We start from the raw sequence: 18,141 nt of genomic DNA, 5'->3' as shown, positions 1-18,141 counted from the left end.
TAGGTACCAAAACCCCTGGGCGCCCTTTTTCGCAATCTAGTCGTGATTACTCACCTAATCATGACGAACCGCTGGTAGATATCGAAGCGGTCCCGAAGACTGGGGCTGGGACTAAGCGCGGCGGCAAGCCGGCCTCCACGGGCATGAAGCTGGCGCAGGCACCCGAGGCAGGGACGGCGGAAAATCTCGTTCTAGACGCCGACTGGCCCCTCTTGTTGGCGCCGACGTAAATTGACCCACGTGCCGAGAAATCACTGACCCAGCCTGATTCCTCGCGAACCGTTGTCCGTACTGGGCCTGCATCGATAGGCGTTGGGTCAGTCGTGCGTCGGCACATGGGTCAATGCGGCGTCGGCGCCAACACTATACCAATGCGAGCGGCTTGATCGCTTTGGCAATGGCTTTGCCAGCGGATATCTCGGCCATACGCAGGTCATACGCACTTTGGAGATTCAACCATCCTTGAGCCTCACTGCCAAAATAGCGCTCCAAACGAAGTGCCGTATCAGCGGAAACGCCGCGCTCACCTTTGGTGATCTCGCTGAGGCGAGAGTACGGAACGTGCAGGGCCAGAGACACAGCGCGCACGCTGACGCCCATGGGCTTAATGTAGTCCTCCACCAAAATTTCGCCGGGGTGGATAGGACGCATACCATTTTTGAACATAATGCCCTCCGTGGCTGTTCAGGTTTTTCTATGCGGGGCTAGGCCCCGCTCAGTGTGGGTCTTCGATCAGCACTTCATAAGGGCCGCTATCACCCCACTTGAAGGTCAGACGCCACTGGTCGTTAATCCGCACATGCCAAGCGCCGTCGTACTCTTTCAGGTCGTTACCCGGTGGCGCCTTCATGAAATTCACCGAGGGAGCCGCGTCGAGCTGGGCCAGCTTGCGCTCGGCTACGTTCTTAATGTTGACGAATCGGCGACTCCTGCCTGTGGTGAACAGGGCTTGCGTGTCGGGACAAGCGAAGGATTGAATTGGCATATTTCCATATTATCCGTTATCCGGTTAACAGTCAACAAAACGCAGGGATTTTCCTCGTTACATTTAGTTGGACGGCTGAAGCATCTGGGGGAAGCCTACCAAAAAATTTATCTCCTGTTCACTTGATGCTATCGGCCGGGCCCGCGCGGGCCACGCGGCCTGGCGTTTCTCGCTCCCAACTTTCGATCAGATCGATCGCGTCCTGCTCCGTGTATCCCATCGTCGTGTCGACGCTGGCATGGCCCAGCGACGTGGCCACGCTTCGCAGATCCTGCCCCGACAAGAGTGACGTCATCGCGAAGGTATGTCGCAGCCAGTGTGCCGATACCCGATCCAGATGCGCTGCGCTTGCGCCATCGCCGGCTTGTTGCAACAGAAGGACCGCATCCCGTATCCGGCCTTTGATGATGCCGTGAAGTCCTTGGCGGCTACCGACGTCGCGCCATTCACCAAACAGCCGTCGGTCCGACGCGCTCTTGATCCTGCTCCCGATCTCCCTTTTCTTGGTGCGCACGGATAGCACAAGTCCATACTGCTGGATGCCCGGCCCGGGCATCGGGTCAAGCCCGAATGCGCGCCTGTAGGCAATAAAAGCCTCCAGGAACGCCACGCTCACCGGGACCGTGCGCTGTTTGCCGCCCTTGGCCGTCTCTGCCTCGACCGTCATGGCCCAGTAGGTGTTGCCGCTGTTGGGGTTGTACAGCAACCCGACGGCATCCATTTTCGCCCCGATGAGTTCCGAGGCCCTCAATCCTGACTCGCGCAGGCAGATGAAGATGAAGCAATCGCGCACGTAAATCTGATGGTCTTTCTGGGTCGGCCGCGGCGCCTCCGCCATCACCTGCAGCACCAGGTCAAACAAATCATCCCCCACCGCGCGCTTTTTGTCCAAGCGGCGCTGCTTCGGCGCTTTGACGAGCGCCATCGGATCGAGTCGCAGATAGCCGGTGCGATGCAGGGCGCTGAACATGGCCTTGGTAAAACGCATGATGTCAGACTGCGTGCTGACGCCAGGCTGCTTCTGGAACGGTGAATAGTCCGGGGTACCAGGTACGATATTTATAGTACGCAAGGACGAAGCAGGCAGCTGTGTCAAGTAGTCGCGGAAGGCTTTGACATCTTGCAGGGTCCAGGTTGACGGCGGGCGTCCCAGTTCGCGATCGCAATACCAGCGCAGCTTGGCCAGATGGTAGCGGTAGGTTTTCAGCGTTTCACCGGAACCGCTTCTGCTGTTATCGGCCACCGCGGCCAGCCACACATTGATCGCTTCCCAGTCGTCTGCGACCGGCCCCAGGCTGTGCACCGGCTGTGGGGCGGCAACCGTCATTTGGCCGGCGCCGTGGGAATAGGGGGTCAGTCCGGTCATCGCGCTGGACCTCCTTTGCTGAACGCCATTTGCCGGTACATGTCCACTTGCTGCTCCTTGTCTTTGAGTTGTTGCTCCAGCTGCGCGCAGCGCTCTTTAGCCGCGCGCGTTTCTCCGCGAACGCCATCGATGGCCTGCATGGCAAACTGCCGGCTGCCATGCAGTTCTTCCGCCATCGCGCCCAGCGCCGCCGCCTGGTCCTTGACGTTCTGGTACAGCACGGCCAGCTCGCGCGCGCGCTCCTCTGCCTGGGTGGCGGCAGCTTGTACCTCGAGCGCCATCCGGGCGGCCTGCGCCCGGGTTTTAATTAAATCCTCTTCAGTGACAGCGAGACGCTCGCGCAGATAGTCGTTGTGGGCTTGCAAGCCGACCGAACGATCCTGGCCGGCAAACACACGATCCTGTTGATCCAGTCGCGCTGCCAAGTGGTGCAGCAAGCCAATGATCTGCTGGAGTTCGAGTCCCGTTTCCCGCGCCGGCGCCGGTGCTGGCACCGATGGCGCTGCCTCAGCTGCCGGCAGTGGCGTTGCCGCAGCGATGCCGACGGCCACCGCGCGGCTTTTCAGGTCATGCTCAAGCAAGTTTTTTTCGGTCTCGAGCGTGGTCGTCGACGGCGTGCGCTCGGGGGCGTACGCCTGCAGCAGCTTGCGATAGGTGCCGGCGCTGTAAACGCGCCCGGTCGCGTGGTGCACCGCGCGTAGGAAATCGTGCACGAATGGACGATGCTGGCGGGGGTTGCCGGCATGACGGGTGCGCAGGTCGCCCAACTGCATCACCAGGCTGCGCGCCTCATCGTCGGTGAGCGCAAAACGCGGCCGGCCGGCGTTGCGCGCCAGCGATGCCGATGCCGGCGGCGGTGGGAACAGCGGGTCTGGTGGTGGGTGCATGGTGAGCGCAATCGATCGGGTCTGCCAGCGCGGACATCACGGCGGCGTGGGTGAAAACAGCATAGCACAACCGGCAAAACAGCGGTATTTAAACCGGTATTTTTGCGTAATAAACATACCTCTTTATTACATTATAATACTTAGCCCATATTAAGTAATATAGATTTATAAGAGGCCGTCTAAAATAATTTACGCTATTTTTCCGAGGACACAGACATCATTTGTGTGGACAAACAATAAAGTCTGACAATAAATAATAAAGTCTGACAAAGGCCGCCTGGCGTGGCTTTTGGCCCTGGCAGCGGCCTTCAAGCGGTGTGTTTCCTTCCTCATGTCAATCAAAGAATAAGGTCTGCCCAGGCACTGCAGGCGTACTTCAGCCCTGCCAGTGCCCTAGACCCATCAGGGCATAATTTCCGATTTGTGTAATGGTGTCCCTAGACGTGGTGTATGAGATGTGATTCTCAAGGGGATGGGTCCCTGGTCAGTTGATCACGGCAGAGAGCCGTGCAGACTGATTTTCGCTCAAGGGTTGCAATCCTTTAAGCTGCATGTATCGCGGCTTCAGCGAGACCGCGCCGGGTCAGGCCGCGCAAGAAGTCCGTCTAGAGCGGTTCTCCTTCGGAAATACCCGTGGCCACGCCAAGAATTTCGCGCATGCCGTCGGTATTGACGGCCACAGCGATTATTACGGCTACCTATACCACCCGTCCGGCTTGGCGCGATTTAACGCAAGTGGCGACGATCCACAGGTAGGGCCAGTCACGCTCGATGGGCCGGCCCAGGAAGGCTTGCACGCGCTCATCGATTTCCTCGCACAGCCGCGAAACTTGGCTCTTGGACACACCATTCATGCCTACGGATTTCACTAGTTCATTGACCGAACGCGTTGAAATGCCCTGGATATAAGCTTCCGGGATTACCGCCATCAGCGCTTTCTCGGCCGTGCGCTGCGGCTCCAGGCCTTGCCGGCCCGTATTTCATAGGCCCGGTCGCGGTAGCCGTTGCGGCTGTTGGTGCGCTCCTCGCTGCGCTCGCCGTAGGCGGCCTGATACAGCGCTTCGACGTCCATTTCCATCAGCCTGTGCAGCGCGTGTTGTAGCGTCTGCCGGATGAAATATGCGTCTGCCCCCTTTTCGGCCATATCGATTTAACCTATGTGGCGCTGAGACCGGAGGGCCAGCCCGATTTGGTTCACCGGTGAGTACGTGCAGGATGCATCACAACAGGCAGTAAACTGGAATGTAGCTTAAAAGCTGCTAACCTAACTATCACACCGCCAAAACGCTACACCGTTCGGTTTGAATCTAGCACTTTGAATCCCTGACCATTACCATATGCCATTTTTCGCAAAGATCTACAGGATTTCGCTATGGGAAAGAGACGATTCAAGACCGAAGCGGATATTGAGCGCTTTGTGAAACAGGGGTACGGACAAGGGGAAGGCTCATCCTACAAACCGTGGCTGCGCGTGCAAGATATTCCATCACTAGGCCGGTCTCGCAAAGCCCCAGGCATAAAATCTGGGCGCATGCACCATTTTTTTTCCGACCTGGAATTTCGCTATTTCCTTCTGCTTGAATTTTCTGACCTGGTCGTAGACATCCGCGAACAGTACCCATTGTTTGCGACATCGAAGGCCCGGGACATCGCTGCGGAAATGGGCATCCAGTATCCAGTTTTTGTAGGCACGCAACTTCCATTTGTGTTGACGTCCGACTTCGTGGTCACACTTCAGGAACCCGGACAAAAAAAACGATTGGCGATCAGAACCTGCAAGTATGAGAAAGACCTTGTTGATCCCAATAGTGGGCTATGGACTATTGATAAGCTTGATCTGGAGCGGGCAATATGGGCCGAAAGCGCTATAACGGACTGGAAGATTGTGACAGAAAAAGTGGGTAACCAGATCCTCTTCGACAATTTGGAATGGTTACACAGGCGGTACGTGTCAAGGCAGTTGTCGCATAAAGCTGTTTTAGAATGCGTCGGTTTGTCCTTTCCTCAGCGCGTCACGCGGCGCGACGCTGGTCAAGTTTGGACGGCGGATTGAGCCAAACCTCGTCAGCCACCTGCCACGCGCGTGGCGGCCGTTTCCAGCGCAACGGATGGCGCTCCCGCGCCTGCGCGTAGACTTCCCGCCGCTGCCGCAGAACGGCGTCGGCAACGCCGCTGTGGCGCTGTTCTGGTGTCACAAAGGATAGGCCGCTATGCAAATGCTCGCCGTTGTACCAGGTGACGAATTTGAGCACCCATTGCCGCGCCAGCTCGATGTTCTCGAATCCATTCGGCGGGTAGCTTGGCGCGTACTTGCAGGTGCGGAACCAGGCTTCGATATGGGCGTTGTCGTCCGAGACGCCGGGGCGGCTGTGCGACGGCGTGATGCCCAGCGTCTCCAGCTTGGATTTGAGCGTGTGCGCCTTTTGCGCAGCGCCATTGTCGGCGTGCAGCACCAGCGGCTTGTTGTGGCGGCGGCGTTCGCGCCAGCAGGCCCGTTCCATCAACGCCGCTGCCTCGTCGCCGCCCTCGCGCGCATGCACCTCCCAGGCGACCAGCTTGCGGCTGAACAGGTCGATGACGGCGTACAGATAGAAGAACATGCCGCGCACCTGGCTGGGCAAATAGGTTACGTCCCAGCTCCAAACCTCGTTGGGGCCGTGGGCCACATGTCGCTGCGGTTCGGTGCTCTGCGGCGCCTTGGCGCGGCCGCGATGCTGCTGTTCTTGCGCAGCACGCAGTATGCGGTAGAACGACGATTCGGACGCCAGATAGGTTCCCTCGTCGGCCAGACGCGGCACGATTTGTGCCGGTGGCAAGTCGGCGAAGCGCGCCTCGTGGCAGACGTCGAGCACGCGCTGGCGTTCTTGCTCGCTCAGCTTGTGTGCCGGCGTCGGCCGGGCCGCCGTCGGTCTCGCATCGGCTTGGACCTCGCCCGTGCGGCGCCAGCGCCCAACGGTACGCGCACTCAAACCTATTTCGGCACAGGCCAAACCCAAATGGGCGCCATCCTGGCAGGCTTGCTCAATATCGGCGACCAACTCCTGGCGCTGCGGCAACGCAATCATGCGTCCTCGCCGTCTGTCCACAGCGCTTCGTACTTTCGGGACAGCACCAGCAGTGCCGCCGTCTCGGCCAACGCCTTCTCCTTGCGGCGCAAATCCCTTTCCAGCTCGCGGATGCGTTTTTTGTCCGTCGCGCGTTCGGTGGCGCCTGCTCGGCTCTGTCCAGCCGACAAAGCCGTGTGGACTTCAGTGCGCCAGCGTTCCAGCTGTTCAACCAGCAATCCCTTGCGACGGCAGTACGCCGCCAATTCAGCCGCGTTCAGCGGGGCCGCCTCCAGCACCACCGCGAACTTATCGGCGGAACTCCATTGCTCGGGATTTTGTCCATCGCCAGGCACCGCGCGGCCTTGCTCGCGTGCCTGCTTGCGCCACAGGTACAGCGTGGCTTCCGGCACGCCGGTGAGCTGCGCCACTACGGCCACAGGCTTGTTATGCGGTGCGCTCATTTGGCTGAGCGCGTGCTCTTTCTTCTCGTTGGTGTATTTCGTCATCGTCAAATCCATCGCCCCAGGGCAGATTAGAACTCCAATTGATGGAGGCGACAACTATTTTGACAGAGGGGGCCCCTGATACATCCTGGCCGCGGTCCACTGCACCTTTCCGTCATAAACATAGACTCGAAGGTCGAATTTCAGCGAGCTAGGATTATCGGTGGAACCGATCGAGCGCTCACCGGGTATGACGAGGGCCTGAGCGACGTAGTCACCAGCCAGAATGTCCTGCCATACCCGTTTGGTGATCTTTTCACCACGGTACGTGGCTCGCCCCCCGTAACCTGCAACAGGTTTAAAAAACAACTTTCGGCGCTCCGTCCACAAGCGGTCCGCATCGGAGGCCGTCACAATCTGCGTTCGCGGTATGCTCTTGAGCAGAATATCTTGCACGGCGGGGGCTACGCCAAGCGCTACGAGCTCTTTCTTATCCGATAGCAGAACCAGATTTGCCTTATTTGCATAGAGGGTATGCGCTTGGGGGTGCGGCGTTAGCACGATTGCGCTTTCTAGATACGCCGAACGCAATGGGAGACACTGGGGCGACTCAAGCATGAAATCGGTCAGCCGGTTATAGACCAAGTCGATAGCAAGATCCCCATGACGTAAAACGCCATCACGATAGGTAAGGTCCGATGGTGAGGCAATAACGGCCTCTATGCCGTGGCGTTCGAACAAGCGTCGAAAAAGAACAAACTCGGGATAGAGATACTGCTGCTCTGGATGATCGTCAACTATCGCGACTGTCCGAAGTGGCTGTGAACGTTGAGAGAGCGCCCATTCCGACTCAAACATGTTGAAGATGGTATCTTCAAGGGTCGCACCGCTATCAATGGCTCGTGTCAATTCACTATCGCTGAGACAGCACGATCTATGGGCTTTTGCCATCGCGGCGTTGAGCATCGCTCCACCGGCATTTGTGTTGATTTCGATGAGCGCCAAGGTATCGTCGTGGATGTGGAAGTCATAGCCAAAAAATACTCCTTTTGCATCATCAGGATTATGCTTGGCAATGTCAGGAGCATCAGTCAGAACGCGCGCACGATACGATGGCAGCGATATTACGGATTCAATCGCTGCAATAACGTCCGCAATACGTTTGCTTTGGCGATACGAGACAAAAATAGGCCGCGCAGAAAATAGATAGGGACACCGCTCCTCGATCAACTCGTGCAATCCGTCCATGCCCGGTTCGCTAGAAAGCGCTATTTTCAATGCGGAGCTATCCAAACTGGTGCAGAAACAGTCTCTATTGAGGCGTGCAGCCGGAAGAAAATTCAATTCTTCGTTGCTAAGCAAGCAGCCATTATTCGATGCAGCTTTCACTATCGCAGGTATATTCATGTTTGCTTCCACAAGAATGTCGCTCGGTGCCACAGTCAGCGGTTAAGGCCGACCGGTACCGCGCAACCGGAGTGCATTGGTAATGACAGACACGGAACTCAGGCTCATCGCTAACGCGGCGATCATCGGCGATAGCAGTTGGCCAGTAAATGGATACAGCACACCGGCAGCCAGGGGAATGCCCAAGGCATTGTAGACAAACGCGAAGCCCAGGTTCTGCCACATATTTCGAACAGTATCGACCGAGATTCGACGGGCAAGGGCAATCCCACGCAGATCTCCTTTTACTAAAGCGACGTGAGCGCTATTGATAGCCACGTCTGTTCCTGTACCCATGGCAATACCAACATTGGCCTTCGCCAGTGCGGGGGCATCATTGATTCCATCGCCGGCCATTGCGACCACCTTGCCTTGCTTTTGCAGTTTTTCTACCAAGGCCAACTTGTCCTGTGGTTTCACCTCGCCGTAGAACTCCGTGATGCCCAGCCTTTCGGCTACGGACTTCGCAGTGGTGACGCCATCGCCAGTGGCCATGATTACGGTCAGCCCTTCAGCGCGCAAGCCTTCTATGGCCTCATGCGTCGTTGCCTTGATGGGATCCGACACCGCAATCAGTCCAGCCAAAACGCCGTCAGAGGATAGATACATGACGCTAGCACCTTCTGTCCGCAGGCGTTCAGCGACCTCAGCAAGCGGCCTCCAATCGACTTTGTCAGCATCCATCAGCGCGGTGTTGCCCAGTGCGATGTGCACCCCGCCAAGCGTGCCGCGCACGCCAATACCGCTGGCAGACTCAAAACTGTCAGGTTTGGTTAGCACCAGTGCTCGCCTGTTCGCTTCGTAGACGATCGCGTGCGCTAACGGATGTTCGCTGCCCTGGTCTATGCTCGCCGCCATTTGCAGGACGTCTTCGTCCTTGAAACCGGGCGCTGCGACCACGCTGTTAAAGGAAGGCTTACCTTCAGTGAGGGTCCCCGTCTTGTCGACAATCAGTGTGTCGACCTTCTTGAGGTCTTCTATCGCTGCGGCATCCCGAAAGAGCACACCTTGGGTGGCCGCGCGGCCTGTGGCGGCCATAATGGACATCGGCGTGGCTAACCCCAATGCACATGGGCAAGCAATGATCAGTACTGCAACGGCGTTAACAAAACCAAAGACCCAGCTCGGTTCAGGGCCATACATTCCCCATAACACGAACGTCAGTAGCGCTATTGCCACGACAACGACCACGAAATAGCCTGCAACACTATCGGCGAGTCGTTGCATAGGCGCGCGGGAGCGCTGCGCCTGCGCGACCATTTGTACGATTTGAGACAACATCGTGTCGCTGCCGATTTTTTCGGCACGCATAATCAGGCTCCCGCTGGTATTGATCGTTGCGCCAATCAACGTGTCTCCTGCACGCTTTGTCACAGGTAAGGGCTCGCCAGTCAGCATTGACTCATCGAGCGAGCTCTCGCCATCGAGCACTACGCCATCAACTGGTACCTTCTCACCGGGTCGGACACGGAGTTTGTCGCCGACGTGGACGTGCGTGAGCGGGATGTCATCCTCGGAGCCATCGTCCTGAATGCGTCGAGCCGTCTTTGGAGCGAGGCCAAGTAAGGATTTGATTGCGGCGGAAGTTTGGGAGCGTGCGCGCAGCTCAAGTATCTGTCCAAGAAGCGTGAGCGAAACAATGACTGCCGCTGCTTCAAAATATACGCCTATGCGGCCATGTGCAGCAAAGGTAAGCGGGAAGAGGCCCGGTGCGATTGTGGCGACGACACTATAGCCATAAGCAGCCATTACGCCAAAGCCAATCAAAGTCCACATATTCGGGCTCATGCGTGCCAGCGATTGCGCCCAGCGTCTGAAAAATGGCCAGCCGGCCCACAGTACGACAGGTGTACTTAATGCGAATTCAATCCAGTTTTGGCCTGGCAGCCCCATAGAAAGGAACACATGCCCAAACATCGCCAGTAAGAACACCACTAAGGTAAGAGGCAGCGTCCACCAGAAACGATGGCGAAAATCGACTAGCTCCGGGTTTTCCGCCTCATCTAGCGTCGGCATTTCAGGTTCGAGCGACATGCCGCAAATAGGGCAAGTTCCCGGTGCTGGCTGGCGAATCTCGGGGTGCATCGGGCAGGTGTAGACTGCTCCCTCCTGGGGGGCATGCGCAGGGTTGGGTGCCGCATTCGCTTTATCGATAAAGGAATCTGGCGCTGCGTTGAACTTTGTCATGCACTTTCCGCTACAGAAGTGGTAGACCATACTTTTGTAGGTGATTTCTTTTTCGGGATTTGCGCCAACGTGCATACCGCATACCGGGTCAATGAATGGTTTTTCGTCTACTGCCAGCCGCGCATCGTCGGGTTCAGTTTTACTGTGGCTGTCGTGATGATGCTCGTGTGCATGATGCTCGGCGTCAGTTCTACTCATGAATCACTCCTTGGCCAGATTCGCCTGTTTCGTTGGCTGTGGTGGAACCAGCTATTGCGGCAACGGCGGGAATTGAACATTCCCGCCGAATGAAGTCATCTATTTGGCAGAAACCACTACCTGCCCCTTCATGCCCGCCTCAAAGTGGCCGGGTTGTAAGCACGCAAATTCCACTTTGCCGGCTTTGTCGAACTGCCAGACAATGGTTCCCGATTTCCCAGGCGTCAGGGTCACCTGATTGGGTTCCGCATGCTCCATCTCCGGAAACTTTGCCATTTGTTGGGCATGTTCTTTCAACTCGCTCTCAGAACCAATGACCATCTCATGCTTGATCTTGCCGGAATTGTTGACGACAAAGCGAATAGTCTCGCCCCGTTTCACGGCGATAGACGCTGGGTTAAAACGCATGGTGTCGTTCATATCGACAGTGACGGTACGCGTCGCTTTTTTCGGGTCACCCGCCTTGCCCACAAGAGATGCGCTCTGCTCATTTGCGCCATGCTGGTGGCCACTATGTGCTGCTGGGTTGCTATCCGGTACCGCAGCAATGCTGAAAGTGCTCAAACTGGCCAGTAACATTACTGCAATTGCATTTAAGGTCATCTTTTTCATATCGTACTCCCTTGTAGAAAACCGTCGCGACATTACATCGCGGTAGGTGGTTGTTGAGTGGTAAGAATTGCCGCCGCAAACAGTGCACCGAGCAGTAGCAAGGTCTCTACTTGTAAAACGACTCTCACCAGAGTGACGCCGCGGGAGGAGCGGGAGGCGGCAGGCAATCCAAGAAATTTGTTGTAGCCGCCCAAGGCGACGGCAAGAAGGACCATTGCAACTTTGACCAGTAAGGTGATGCCATAGGTGGTATGAACAAGATGCTCTGAGCTCCCCACTCGGTGCCATGCGCTGTAAATTCCAGTAGCAACAATGGCAACTACTGCAAGCATTGCTGCCTGGGACATCAATTCTAGGTATTGATCGGTGGTACCCGTATCAAATTTCCTTATCCGCGACTTATGTAGAACAAACCAGCCGGAAACCATCACTGCACCAGTCCATAGGCCGATGGCAAAATAATGGATCGCTTCAACCGCTAGCGGAATGGTCCAGAAGCCTTCCTCGCCCGCATGCCCCATGGACGCCCGTGTTGCAGAAAAAATAGCCAAAAGCAGAACGACAGCAATATCGCTGCTGCGGCCGACTCCGCCTACAAATCGAACAATAAAGAGAACAAGCATCGTCACAACAATGGCGCAGCCTGCATGTCCGTAGTCAGTTGTCGACACCATCATCCAAAACATCGGGCACGCTTCGCGTAGCCCTACACCTCCCATGACCGCCGTCGCGCTCAATAGTGCCGATGCACTACCAACCATGCTGATTGCCGCTGCCATCAAGTCAAGTTTGCGCAGCGCTGGTTCGAAATGATCATGATCGACACCGCTAGAACGCATCCAGTAGCGTGCAAACCATGATCCAACGAGCCAGGCAAAGCCGAGGTTCAGCAGCAAAGCTGAACTGACTTGCAACAGCGAGACTGCATCCATTTATTTCACCGTGAACTTAAAGTCGCCTTTGCGACGGTGTCCATCGTGCCCTGCAACTGCCCAGCTCACGGTATAGGCGCCAGCATTCAATGTCGGTACTTCCAAGCGTAAGATGGCCGGATTTGCTGCATCAACCTTTGCCTTGTCTGCAGCAACGGCTTTGCCTTCGTCATCGCTCAGAGTGATTGAGCTAAAGGCTTCTTCCACCTTCTCGTTGAAGGTCAGCGCAATCTCCTTTGGTGCAACTGCCAGGGAGGCACCTGCCTCGGGATTGGAGCTCTTCAAGCTCGCATGTGCCAAGGCAAATGGGGTAGCCAGCGTTGCCGCCACAATGGATGTGGCAAGAATCATTTTCCGCAGTGTCTTCATGTTCAACTCTCTTTGTTAAATTTACTTTACTGCTTCGATGGAAGTGACCGTCAATGCACCGCCAACTTTTTCCACCACGAAACGTACTTTGTCGCCTTGTTTGACCTTGTCAAGCATCGACGGCTCTTTGACCTTGAACATCATAGTCATCCCAGGCATGCCCAAGTTCTTCAGCTCGCCATGTTTGATGGTCAGCTTGCCGGCGTCCTTATCCACTTTCTTGATTTCCCCTTCGCTCATCGCGTCTTGCGTCGCGGAGGCGCTCTGCTGCTGTGCGAGCGCCACGGAGGTCGTTGCCACGGATGACAGGCCAATCAAGGTTGCCAATACAACTTTGTGCAGGTTTTTCATGATGTTTCCTTTCAGTTAAAAAAAATTAGTGACCGCTATGTCCGGTCGGTTTACGAACAGTAACTTCAATATTGGGTTTGTTCATCGTCGGCATCGACTGCCCCCCAGCGTTAGTTGCACGTTCTGGCTCAGGAAGGTTACCCGTCCACTCGTATGCCACGGTTCCGGCCGGATGCTTGTACCAGCCAGGATCGGAGTAGTCGCCGCGCTTCTGGTCCTTGCGCACCTTCAAGACGGTAAACATTCCCCCCATCTCAACCCCACCGAACGGTCCTTCACCCGTCATCATCGGTAAAGTATTATCTGGTAGCGGCATTTCCATGCCTCCCATGGAGCCGCCCTTGTCGCCCATCACCATATATTCAGGGACGATTTTGTTAATTTTTTCAGCAACCCCGCGATGGTTGACGCCAATCATTGTCGGTACCGAATGGCCCATTGCATTCATGGTATGGTGGGATTTATGGCAGTGAAGTGCCCAGTCACCCAGATCAGTAGCGACGAACTCGATGGCGCGCATTTGCCCAACTGCGACATCGGTGGTGACTTCAGGCCAGCGCGACGCCGGTGGTGTCCAGCCGCCATCCGTACCAGTGACGAAAAACTCATGGCCATGTATATGAATAGGGTGATTCGTCATCGTCAGGTTACCGACACGGATGCGTACCTTGTCACCTTGGCGCACAGGCAATGAATCAATGCCGGGGAAGACGCGGCTATTGAATGTCCACAGGTTGAAGTCCAGCATGGTGTTGATCTTCGGCGTATAGCTTCCCGGCTCCACGTCATACGCGTTGAGCAGGAAAACGAAATCACGGTCCACAGCATGGAGCGATGGATCCTTTGGATGGGTCACCCAGAAGCCCATCATCCCCATCGCCATCTGGGCCATCTCGTCGGCGTGGGGATGATACATAAATGTACCTGGCCGTTTGGCCTCGAATTCGTAGACGAAAGTCTTTCCCGGAGCGATACCCGGTTGATTGAGGCCCGTTACGCCATCCATACCGTTCGGCAAGCGCTGGCCATGCCAATGAACACTGGTGTGCTCAGGTAGCTTGTTGGTCACGAAAATACGCACCCGGTCACCTTCGACCACTTCAATTGTCGGGCCTGGGGATTGCCCGTTATAGCCCCAAAGGTTGGCTTTCATCCCTGGTGCAAGTTCACGCACCACGGGTTCGGCAACGAGATGGAATTCTTTTACGCCGTTATTCATCCGCCATGGCAATGACCAGCCATTCAGGGTCACGACCGGATTGTAGGGCCGGCCAGTGGGTGGCACCGGAGGGATGTGCGTCTTGGCATTGTCCATCAACATGGCCTCAGGCAATGACGCGGCACCGGCCTTGCTAACGGCAGCGGCGCTTACCGCTACAGCACCTGCACCTCTGAAAAAATCTCTACGTGAAATCATGGCATGGCCCTTGTATCGTTCGTACTTCCGCTGTTGATGGCGGATTGAAGTTTGGTTTCTGCAATCCAAAAGTCGCGCTGGGTTTCGATGGCGGCATTTACGCTCACCAGTTGCTCGCGCGAATCTGCCAGTAATTCGAATACGCTGGCAAGCATCCCGTTGTAGCGAAGCAGAACCTCGTCGGATATTTTTTTCCGCAGCGGCACAACATCGTCACGATAATGACGGGCGATGTCATAGCTAGTGCGGTATGCGGAGTACGCCTCCCGAACTTCCGAGCGCGCCCGCACGGCAGTGTCGGTGGTGCGATGAACGGACTGCATGTAGAGCGCCTCGGCCCGCGCGACCTTGGCGCCACCCCAATCGAAAATTGGTAATTCAAGGGAAATCTGGTAGCCGCTCTCGCGTGGCAAACCTGTCGTACTCTTATTGGTGTAGCCGGCATCAAAAACGTTGATGAAGCCAGTTGCCTTTGTCAAGCCAAGTGCCGCGGCCGTTGCCTCGGTATCGCGGCGGGCCGACAGCATATCGAGACGTTGCGACATTGCCTGTGCTTCCGCATTGTTCGTTTCCTGCGGCTTTTCCGGCAGTGGAGGCAATCTGTCAGGCAGGACGAAATTTTGCTGCTCTCCCCACAGGCCCAGGAGGCGAATGAGCTGTTCGCGCGTGGCTGTTGCTTCATGCCTGGTCCTCGCTAATTGTGTCAACGCATCTTGGTAAAACGCACGCTCACGGGCCTGATCAAGTGTGCTCCAGTTTCCAACCTTGGTCATGCTGTCGGCGAGTTGCGATGATGCCTCGGCGGCGCCACGCACTTGCTCCGCGAAAGCGGCCGATTGGGCCGCCGCAACGGCCATAAAATATGCCCGACGGGTTTCTGCCGCCAACTGCACAGCCTGAGCAGCTGTTAGCAACTTGGCTTGCTCAAAGCGTCCTTGCTCAACGCGGCGACGCGTGGGCAACGTCAGCAGGCCCGCAATATCAAACATCACACTGCGATCGATTTCCGCATCGCCACCACCACTGACGCGGCCGAAACTAAAACTTGGATTGCGCATCCGTCCAGCTTGTACAAACTCAGCCTCCGAGACGCCCAATTCAGCGAAGGAGATCTTCAGCGCTGCATTATTGAGCAGCGCAATCTGAACCGCAGATTCAGGCGTCAGTGGCGCGGACAGCAGTGATTGCACCTGTGAAGTGGACTGTTGGCTATCTTTCAGCGTCTCTTTCGTGAAGGGCTTGACCTGTCCAATCCTCTCTTGCGTTAGCCGAGAGACATCATTTAATCCACCATCCGGTGAAAAGCTGGCGCAACCTGCAAGAAATATGACACCGAATACAGTAGCTACCCGATTGGGTGTTGGCAACGATAGTCGCTTCATGTCATTTGCCTTTCATGTTCATTTGATGGCCTTTGTGCGGATCGTTCGCCGAAGACGGCTTGGGTTCTTCCTGGCTTTTTGCACCGGGTACCATTTCCATCGACATGTCCCCCAGATCGCCATGCTGAGAGTCCCCTGTCACTTCTTTATTTGCCTGAATCCAGGCCTTATCTGGAGATATCGGGGGCTCCCCAATCGGCTTAGCATCCGCAAAAGCAGAAACATATTTCAACGGCGGCACAATGGCCTTAGCATCCGTCACTGTCGCCGTGGTGCTCGCGGGTTGAGTGGATTGTGCATAGACAACCGGCGAGAAGCTAACCGTTGCCAGAAGCAATAAGTGGAAGCGTTGCATGATTCTCTTTCAAAATGACTGGTTACTGGGTGGATACAGCACGAGGTGAGGCGAACGCCAGTGCATGATTTCAGGAGGTGGCGGGGAAAGTGGTGTGGAGGGAGCTCAAGGGACGCGAGGAATGAGTGGCGGCTATTGTTGCCTCCAAAGGTAGAGTAAGGCGTACGCTGTCCTGCACCTATTTCGGCCCGGTTGCTTACAATGCGCGTCAGCATGAAATTCATCTGCAGTATCTTCCCTATGACGGACAACTAAGTTCCTTGCAAATTACCTGAACCACCTGAGATGAAATCGCCTTTTTACGCTACACCTTCCAACTGGCGGAAGGTCAAGCGAATTTCAGTTTTCCAGAGTATTTTCACTTCCACCTTGTCACAATCACCGCCCGCTGATTTAATTGCATCACTGCAATTCATCATATAAACAAAAACACTGGAGACCTCGTGCGCCAACTTACTTCCCTGATCGCTATTTCCGTATTCAGTCTTCCCCTATACGCCGCCACACCAACTGAAACTGTTGCTGCATTTCACGAAGCGCTCGCCAGCGGAATATCCGAGCAGGCGAGCACTTTGCTTAGCCCTGAAATTAAAATTTACGAATCTGGGCATGTTGAGCGTTCACGTGATGAATACGCTGGCCATCACCTGCCAGCCGATACCGCCTTTGCTAAGGCCACTAAAAGCAAAGTCCTAAAACAAAACGAACGTATTGATGGAAACCTGGCCGTCGTGATGCAGGAAACAGAGACCACAGGACAATTCCAGGGCAAAAATGTGCACTTATTCGGCACGGAAACAGCTTTGCTCGAAAAACAGGGCGATCAATGGGTCATCTTTCATCTGCACTGGTCGTCCCGCAAATCTCAATAACTTCATGAGCCAGCAGTACACTGGCGGGCGTACATGTAATTAGTTGGCGTAGGTCGGGTTAGGTGCCACGTACACACGTACGCCGTGGGTATTCACGCCAGACGGCGCAATTGCCGAAAAGTCAAAGCTCGAATTGGCTCGTAGCGTATCGAACTGCCAAGTGAACGTCTTACCATCCACATCAAACTTGACGACGTCGCCCTGGGCGACATTCACATACTTCGTAGTCGATGAAATCGTGATAGTGCGCGTGGCGGCCGGCGCCGGAGCAGCACTGCCAAACGCTGGATTCGAGTGCATTTCGCCTTGGTGTGCCATCGCGGCAAGCGGGCTGAGAGCGATGACAGCAAAAACGGCGACGATGTTGGCTTTGATGGATTTCATTGGAATGTCCTTATTTTTCAGGTGCGGGTGAATGAAGTTGCGGATCCGATGAAGCTATTCTACGTAGGGGACCCGCACACCCGAATGACTGAAACATTACATTTTCATTACAGAAACCTTGATAATTTGATTAAGGTAGCAGGTTCGAAGTGGAACCGCGACTTTCTTGCGGCAACATGCTAGGCGCAGCAATGGTTTATCAAGAGTAGGTCGAGTGTGAAGATAGGCATGCCGTCGTTGCGGCCGCCAAGCATTCGCTTTAAGCGCTAGCAGTACCGCCATTTGATTGAGCAGCTTATTACCTCTCGATAAGTCGTTTGTCGCCAGATACATGCGATACCAGAGTTTCCAACGTGCTGAGAGACGCACACCTCTGCCACTGAGTACGAAGATTCAGCTAATTGGTATGTCGATACGTCTGGAGAAGACCAGGACGTCAAGAGTTCCGTACCAAGGTGAATCGATAGCCGCGCATAAAAATAGGTTTACATTAATTTCATAATTCGATTATTATAGAAATATGAAATTAAAAGGAGTGCACATGGAAACTAAAAATGTCATCGCTGCGTTGGCGGCACTGGCACAGGAGTCACGCCTGGCCATCTTTCGCTTGCTTGTCCAGACCGGACCGCAAGGGATGGCGGCAACGAAGATTGCCGAACAGCTGGGCATCCCGCCATCTTCCCTGTCATTTCACTTGAAGGAACTGGTGCACGCGGACCTGATCGTGCCGCGCCAAGATGGACGCTTTGTCATCTACGCCGCGCATATCGACAGCATGAATGCCCTGATCGGCTTTTTGACCGAAAACTGCTGCGGCGGCGCGCCTTGCACTACTGCGCAAGGCGCAGCCTGTGATGCCGCATGAATCCAAACGTACAAATTGAATCGCCCCCCAACCAACGCAG

The 18,141-nt window shown here is 55.5% G+C and carries 19 protein-coding genes and 1 pseudogene; 4 read left to right on the top strand and 16 right to left on the bottom strand.

The features are described 5' to 3' along the window. A partial coding sequence (locus tag GCM43_RS26325; protein WP_226929648.1) for a hypothetical protein occupies nucleotides 1-230 on the top strand: 230 nt, incomplete at its 5' end. A gap of 133 nt (nucleotides 231-363) precedes the next feature. On the opposite strand, the gene GCM43_RS24245 is transcribed toward GCM43_RS26325, so the two are convergent. The 5 genes and pseudogenes from GCM43_RS24245 to GCM43_RS26320 form a co-directional block, all read right to left on the bottom strand. Then, a complete protein-coding gene (locus GCM43_RS24245) occupies nucleotides 364-666 on the bottom strand; it encodes a HigA family addiction module antitoxin (RefSeq protein WP_152248443.1) in 303 nt (100 codons plus the stop codon). Nucleotides 667-715: 49 nt separating this feature from the next. Next, complete coding sequence (locus GCM43_RS24240; protein ID WP_070223560.1) at nucleotides 716-985, bottom strand: type II toxin-antitoxin system RelE/ParE family toxin; 270 nt, start codon at nucleotides 983-985, stop codon at nucleotides 716-718. A gap of 118 nt (nucleotides 986-1,103) precedes the next feature. Then, the gene (locus GCM43_RS24235; protein ID WP_152248442.1) at nucleotides 1,104-2,351 is read right to left on the bottom strand and encodes a tyrosine-type recombinase/integrase; all 1,248 of its coding nucleotides are present in this window, start codon (nucleotides 2,349-2,351) and stop codon (nucleotides 1,104-1,106) included. After that, a complete protein-coding gene (locus GCM43_RS24230; protein ID WP_152248441.1) occupies nucleotides 2,348-3,238 on the bottom strand; it encodes a hypothetical protein in 891 nt (296 codons plus the stop codon). The genes GCM43_RS24235 and GCM43_RS24230 overlap by 4 nt, the downstream gene beginning before the upstream one ends. A gap of 608 nt (nucleotides 3,239-3,846) precedes the next feature. Then, nucleotides 3,847-4,382 (bottom strand): annotated as a pseudogene (locus GCM43_RS26320) (transposase); the annotation flags it as partial. Nucleotides 4,383-4,610: 228 nt separating this feature from the next. Here GCM43_RS26320 and GCM43_RS24210 point away from each other — a divergent pair. After that, on the top strand, nucleotides 4,611-5,291 hold the full coding sequence (locus GCM43_RS24210) for a TnsA endonuclease N-terminal domain-containing protein (RefSeq protein WP_152248438.1): 681 nt from the start codon (nucleotides 4,611-4,613) through the stop codon (nucleotides 5,289-5,291). Here GCM43_RS24210 and GCM43_RS24205 read toward each other — a convergent pair. The 10 genes from GCM43_RS24205 to GCM43_RS24160 all read right to left on the bottom strand — a co-directional run bounded on the left by GCM43_RS24205 (nucleotide 5,251) and on the right by GCM43_RS24160 (nucleotide 15,977). Further along, nucleotides 5,251-6,791 (bottom strand): IS3 family transposase gene (locus tag GCM43_RS24205; protein ID WP_413770986.1). Its coding sequence is split into 2 segments (ribosomal slippage): nucleotides 5,251-6,335 and nucleotides 6,335-6,791, totalling 1,542 coding nucleotides; the frame shifts between segments, so codons are not numbered across the junction. The two genes, GCM43_RS24210 and GCM43_RS24205, sit on opposite strands and share 41 nt — an antisense overlap. Before the next feature lie 54 nt (nucleotides 6,792-6,845). Then, the gene (locus tag GCM43_RS24200) at nucleotides 6,846-8,135 is read right to left on the bottom strand and encodes an ATP-grasp domain-containing protein (RefSeq protein WP_152248437.1); all 1,290 of its coding nucleotides are present in this window, start codon (nucleotides 8,133-8,135) and stop codon (nucleotides 6,846-6,848) included. Between the two features lie 42 nt (nucleotides 8,136-8,177). Next, a complete protein-coding gene (locus GCM43_RS24195) occupies nucleotides 8,178-10,559 on the bottom strand; it encodes a heavy metal translocating P-type ATPase (protein WP_100429702.1) in 2,382 nt (793 codons plus the stop codon). 99 nt (nucleotides 10,560-10,658) lie between these two features. Then, nucleotides 10,659-11,162: a cupredoxin domain-containing protein gene (locus tag GCM43_RS24190; protein ID WP_413770987.1), complete on the bottom strand. Its 504-nt coding sequence runs from the start codon at nucleotides 11,160-11,162 to the stop codon at nucleotides 10,659-10,661. Between the two features lie 41 nt (nucleotides 11,163-11,203). Next, nucleotides 11,204-12,103, bottom strand: a complete 900-nt coding sequence (locus GCM43_RS24185; protein WP_070289047.1) for a copper resistance D family protein — start codon at nucleotides 12,101-12,103, stop codon at nucleotides 11,204-11,206. Continuing rightward, nucleotides 12,104-12,472: a copper homeostasis periplasmic binding protein CopC gene (gene copC, locus GCM43_RS24180; RefSeq protein ID WP_070289046.1), complete on the bottom strand. Its 369-nt coding sequence runs from the start codon at nucleotides 12,470-12,472 to the stop codon at nucleotides 12,104-12,106. 21 nt (nucleotides 12,473-12,493) lie between these two features. Beyond that, nucleotides 12,494-12,823 (bottom strand): copper-binding protein, encoded by a 330-nt coding sequence (locus tag GCM43_RS24175; protein ID WP_100429701.1) that lies wholly within the window; start codon nucleotides 12,821-12,823, stop codon nucleotides 12,494-12,496. A gap of 25 nt (nucleotides 12,824-12,848) precedes the next feature. Continuing rightward, the gene (locus GCM43_RS24170) at nucleotides 12,849-14,240 is read right to left on the bottom strand and encodes a multicopper oxidase family protein (protein WP_070289043.1); all 1,392 of its coding nucleotides are present in this window, start codon (nucleotides 14,238-14,240) and stop codon (nucleotides 12,849-12,851) included. Next, the gene (locus GCM43_RS24165; RefSeq protein ID WP_070289042.1) at nucleotides 14,237-15,622 is read right to left on the bottom strand and encodes a TolC family protein; all 1,386 of its coding nucleotides are present in this window, start codon (nucleotides 15,620-15,622) and stop codon (nucleotides 14,237-14,239) included. Before GCM43_RS24165 ends, GCM43_RS24170 begins: the two co-directional genes overlap by 4 nt. 1 nt (nucleotide 15,623) lies before the next feature. Further along, nucleotides 15,624-15,977 carry a hypothetical protein gene (locus GCM43_RS24160; protein ID WP_070289041.1) on the bottom strand — a complete coding sequence of 118 codons (354 nt, stop codon included), beginning with the start codon at nucleotides 15,975-15,977 and terminating at the stop codon, nucleotides 15,624-15,626. A 443-nt stretch (nucleotides 15,978-16,420) separates the two neighbouring features. Between GCM43_RS24160 and GCM43_RS24155 the strand changes: the two genes are divergently transcribed. Continuing rightward, the gene (locus tag GCM43_RS24155) at nucleotides 16,421-16,849 is read left to right on the top strand and encodes a YybH family protein (RefSeq protein WP_083287604.1); all 429 of its coding nucleotides are present in this window, start codon (nucleotides 16,421-16,423) and stop codon (nucleotides 16,847-16,849) included. A gap of 39 nt (nucleotides 16,850-16,888) precedes the next feature. On the opposite strand, the gene GCM43_RS24150 is transcribed toward GCM43_RS24155, so the two are convergent. Continuing rightward, nucleotides 16,889-17,233, bottom strand: a complete 345-nt coding sequence (locus GCM43_RS24150; protein WP_083287603.1) for a CzcE family metal-binding protein — start codon at nucleotides 17,231-17,233, stop codon at nucleotides 16,889-16,891. 541 nt (nucleotides 17,234-17,774) lie between these two features. On the opposite strand from GCM43_RS24150, the gene GCM43_RS24145 reads away from it, so the two are divergent. After that, the gene (locus tag GCM43_RS24145) at nucleotides 17,775-18,101 is read left to right on the top strand and encodes an ArsR/SmtB family transcription factor (protein ID WP_070289040.1); all 327 of its coding nucleotides are present in this window, start codon (nucleotides 17,775-17,777) and stop codon (nucleotides 18,099-18,101) included. The last annotated feature ends 40 nt before the right edge of the window (nucleotides 18,102-18,141 follow it).

The organism is Janthinobacterium aquaticum, assembly GCF_009208565.1.
Taxonomy (GTDB): domain Bacteria; phylum Pseudomonadota; class Gammaproteobacteria; order Burkholderiales; family Burkholderiaceae_D; genus Janthinobacterium.
This window is presented reverse-complemented; position numbering and strand designations above follow the sequence as displayed.

What these genes read in the sequence shown, in the direction of transcription:
- GCM43_RS24210 (WP_152248438.1), top strand. Translation starts at nt 4,611, where the DNA reads ATGGGAAAGAGACGATTCAAGACCGAAGCGGATATTGAGCGCTTTGTG.
- GCM43_RS24190 (WP_413770987.1), bottom strand. Translation starts at nt 11,162, where the DNA reads ATGACCTTAAATGCAATTGCAGTAATGTTACTGGCCAGTTTGAGCACT.
- GCM43_RS24200 (WP_152248437.1), bottom strand. Translation starts at nt 8,135, where the DNA reads ATGAATATACCTGCGATAGTGAAAGCTGCATCGAATAATGGCTGCTTG.
- GCM43_RS24235 (WP_152248442.1), bottom strand. Translation starts at nt 2,351, where the DNA reads ATGACCGGACTGACCCCCTATTCCCACGGCGCCGGCCAAATGACGGTT.
- GCM43_RS24240 (WP_070223560.1), bottom strand. Translation starts at nt 985, where the DNA reads ATGCCAATTCAATCCTTCGCTTGTCCCGACACGCAAGCCCTGTTCACC.
- GCM43_RS24185 (WP_070289047.1), bottom strand. Translation starts at nt 12,103, where the DNA reads ATGGATGCAGTCTCGCTGTTGCAAGTCAGTTCAGCTTTGCTGCTGAAC.
- GCM43_RS24145 (WP_070289040.1), top strand. Translation starts at nt 17,775, where the DNA reads ATGGAAACTAAAAATGTCATCGCTGCGTTGGCGGCACTGGCACAGGAG.
- GCM43_RS24230 (WP_152248441.1), bottom strand. Translation starts at nt 3,238, where the DNA reads ATGCACCCACCACCAGACCCGCTGTTCCCACCGCCGCCGGCATCGGCA.
- GCM43_RS24195 (WP_100429702.1), bottom strand. Translation starts at nt 10,559, where the DNA reads ATGAGTAGAACTGACGCCGAGCATCATGCACACGAGCATCATCACGAC.
- GCM43_RS24165 (WP_070289042.1), bottom strand. Translation starts at nt 15,622, where the DNA reads ATGAAGCGACTATCGTTGCCAACACCCAATCGGGTAGCTACTGTATTC.
- GCM43_RS24150 (WP_083287603.1), bottom strand. Translation starts at nt 17,233, where the DNA reads ATGAAATCCATCAAAGCCAACATCGTCGCCGTTTTTGCTGTCATCGCT.
- copC (WP_070289046.1), bottom strand. Translation starts at nt 12,472, where the DNA reads ATGAAGACACTGCGGAAAATGATTCTTGCCACATCCATTGTGGCGGCA.
- GCM43_RS24245 (WP_152248443.1), bottom strand. Translation starts at nt 666, where the DNA reads ATGTTCAAAAATGGTATGCGTCCTATCCACCCCGGCGAAATTTTGGTG.
- GCM43_RS24170 (WP_070289043.1), bottom strand. Translation starts at nt 14,240, where the DNA reads ATGATTTCACGTAGAGATTTTTTCAGAGGTGCAGGTGCTGTAGCGGTA.
- GCM43_RS24160 (WP_070289041.1), bottom strand. Translation starts at nt 15,977, where the DNA reads ATGCAACGCTTCCACTTATTGCTTCTGGCAACGGTTAGCTTCTCGCCG.
- GCM43_RS24175 (WP_100429701.1), bottom strand. Translation starts at nt 12,823, where the DNA reads ATGAAAAACCTGCACAAAGTTGTATTGGCAACCTTGATTGGCCTGTCA.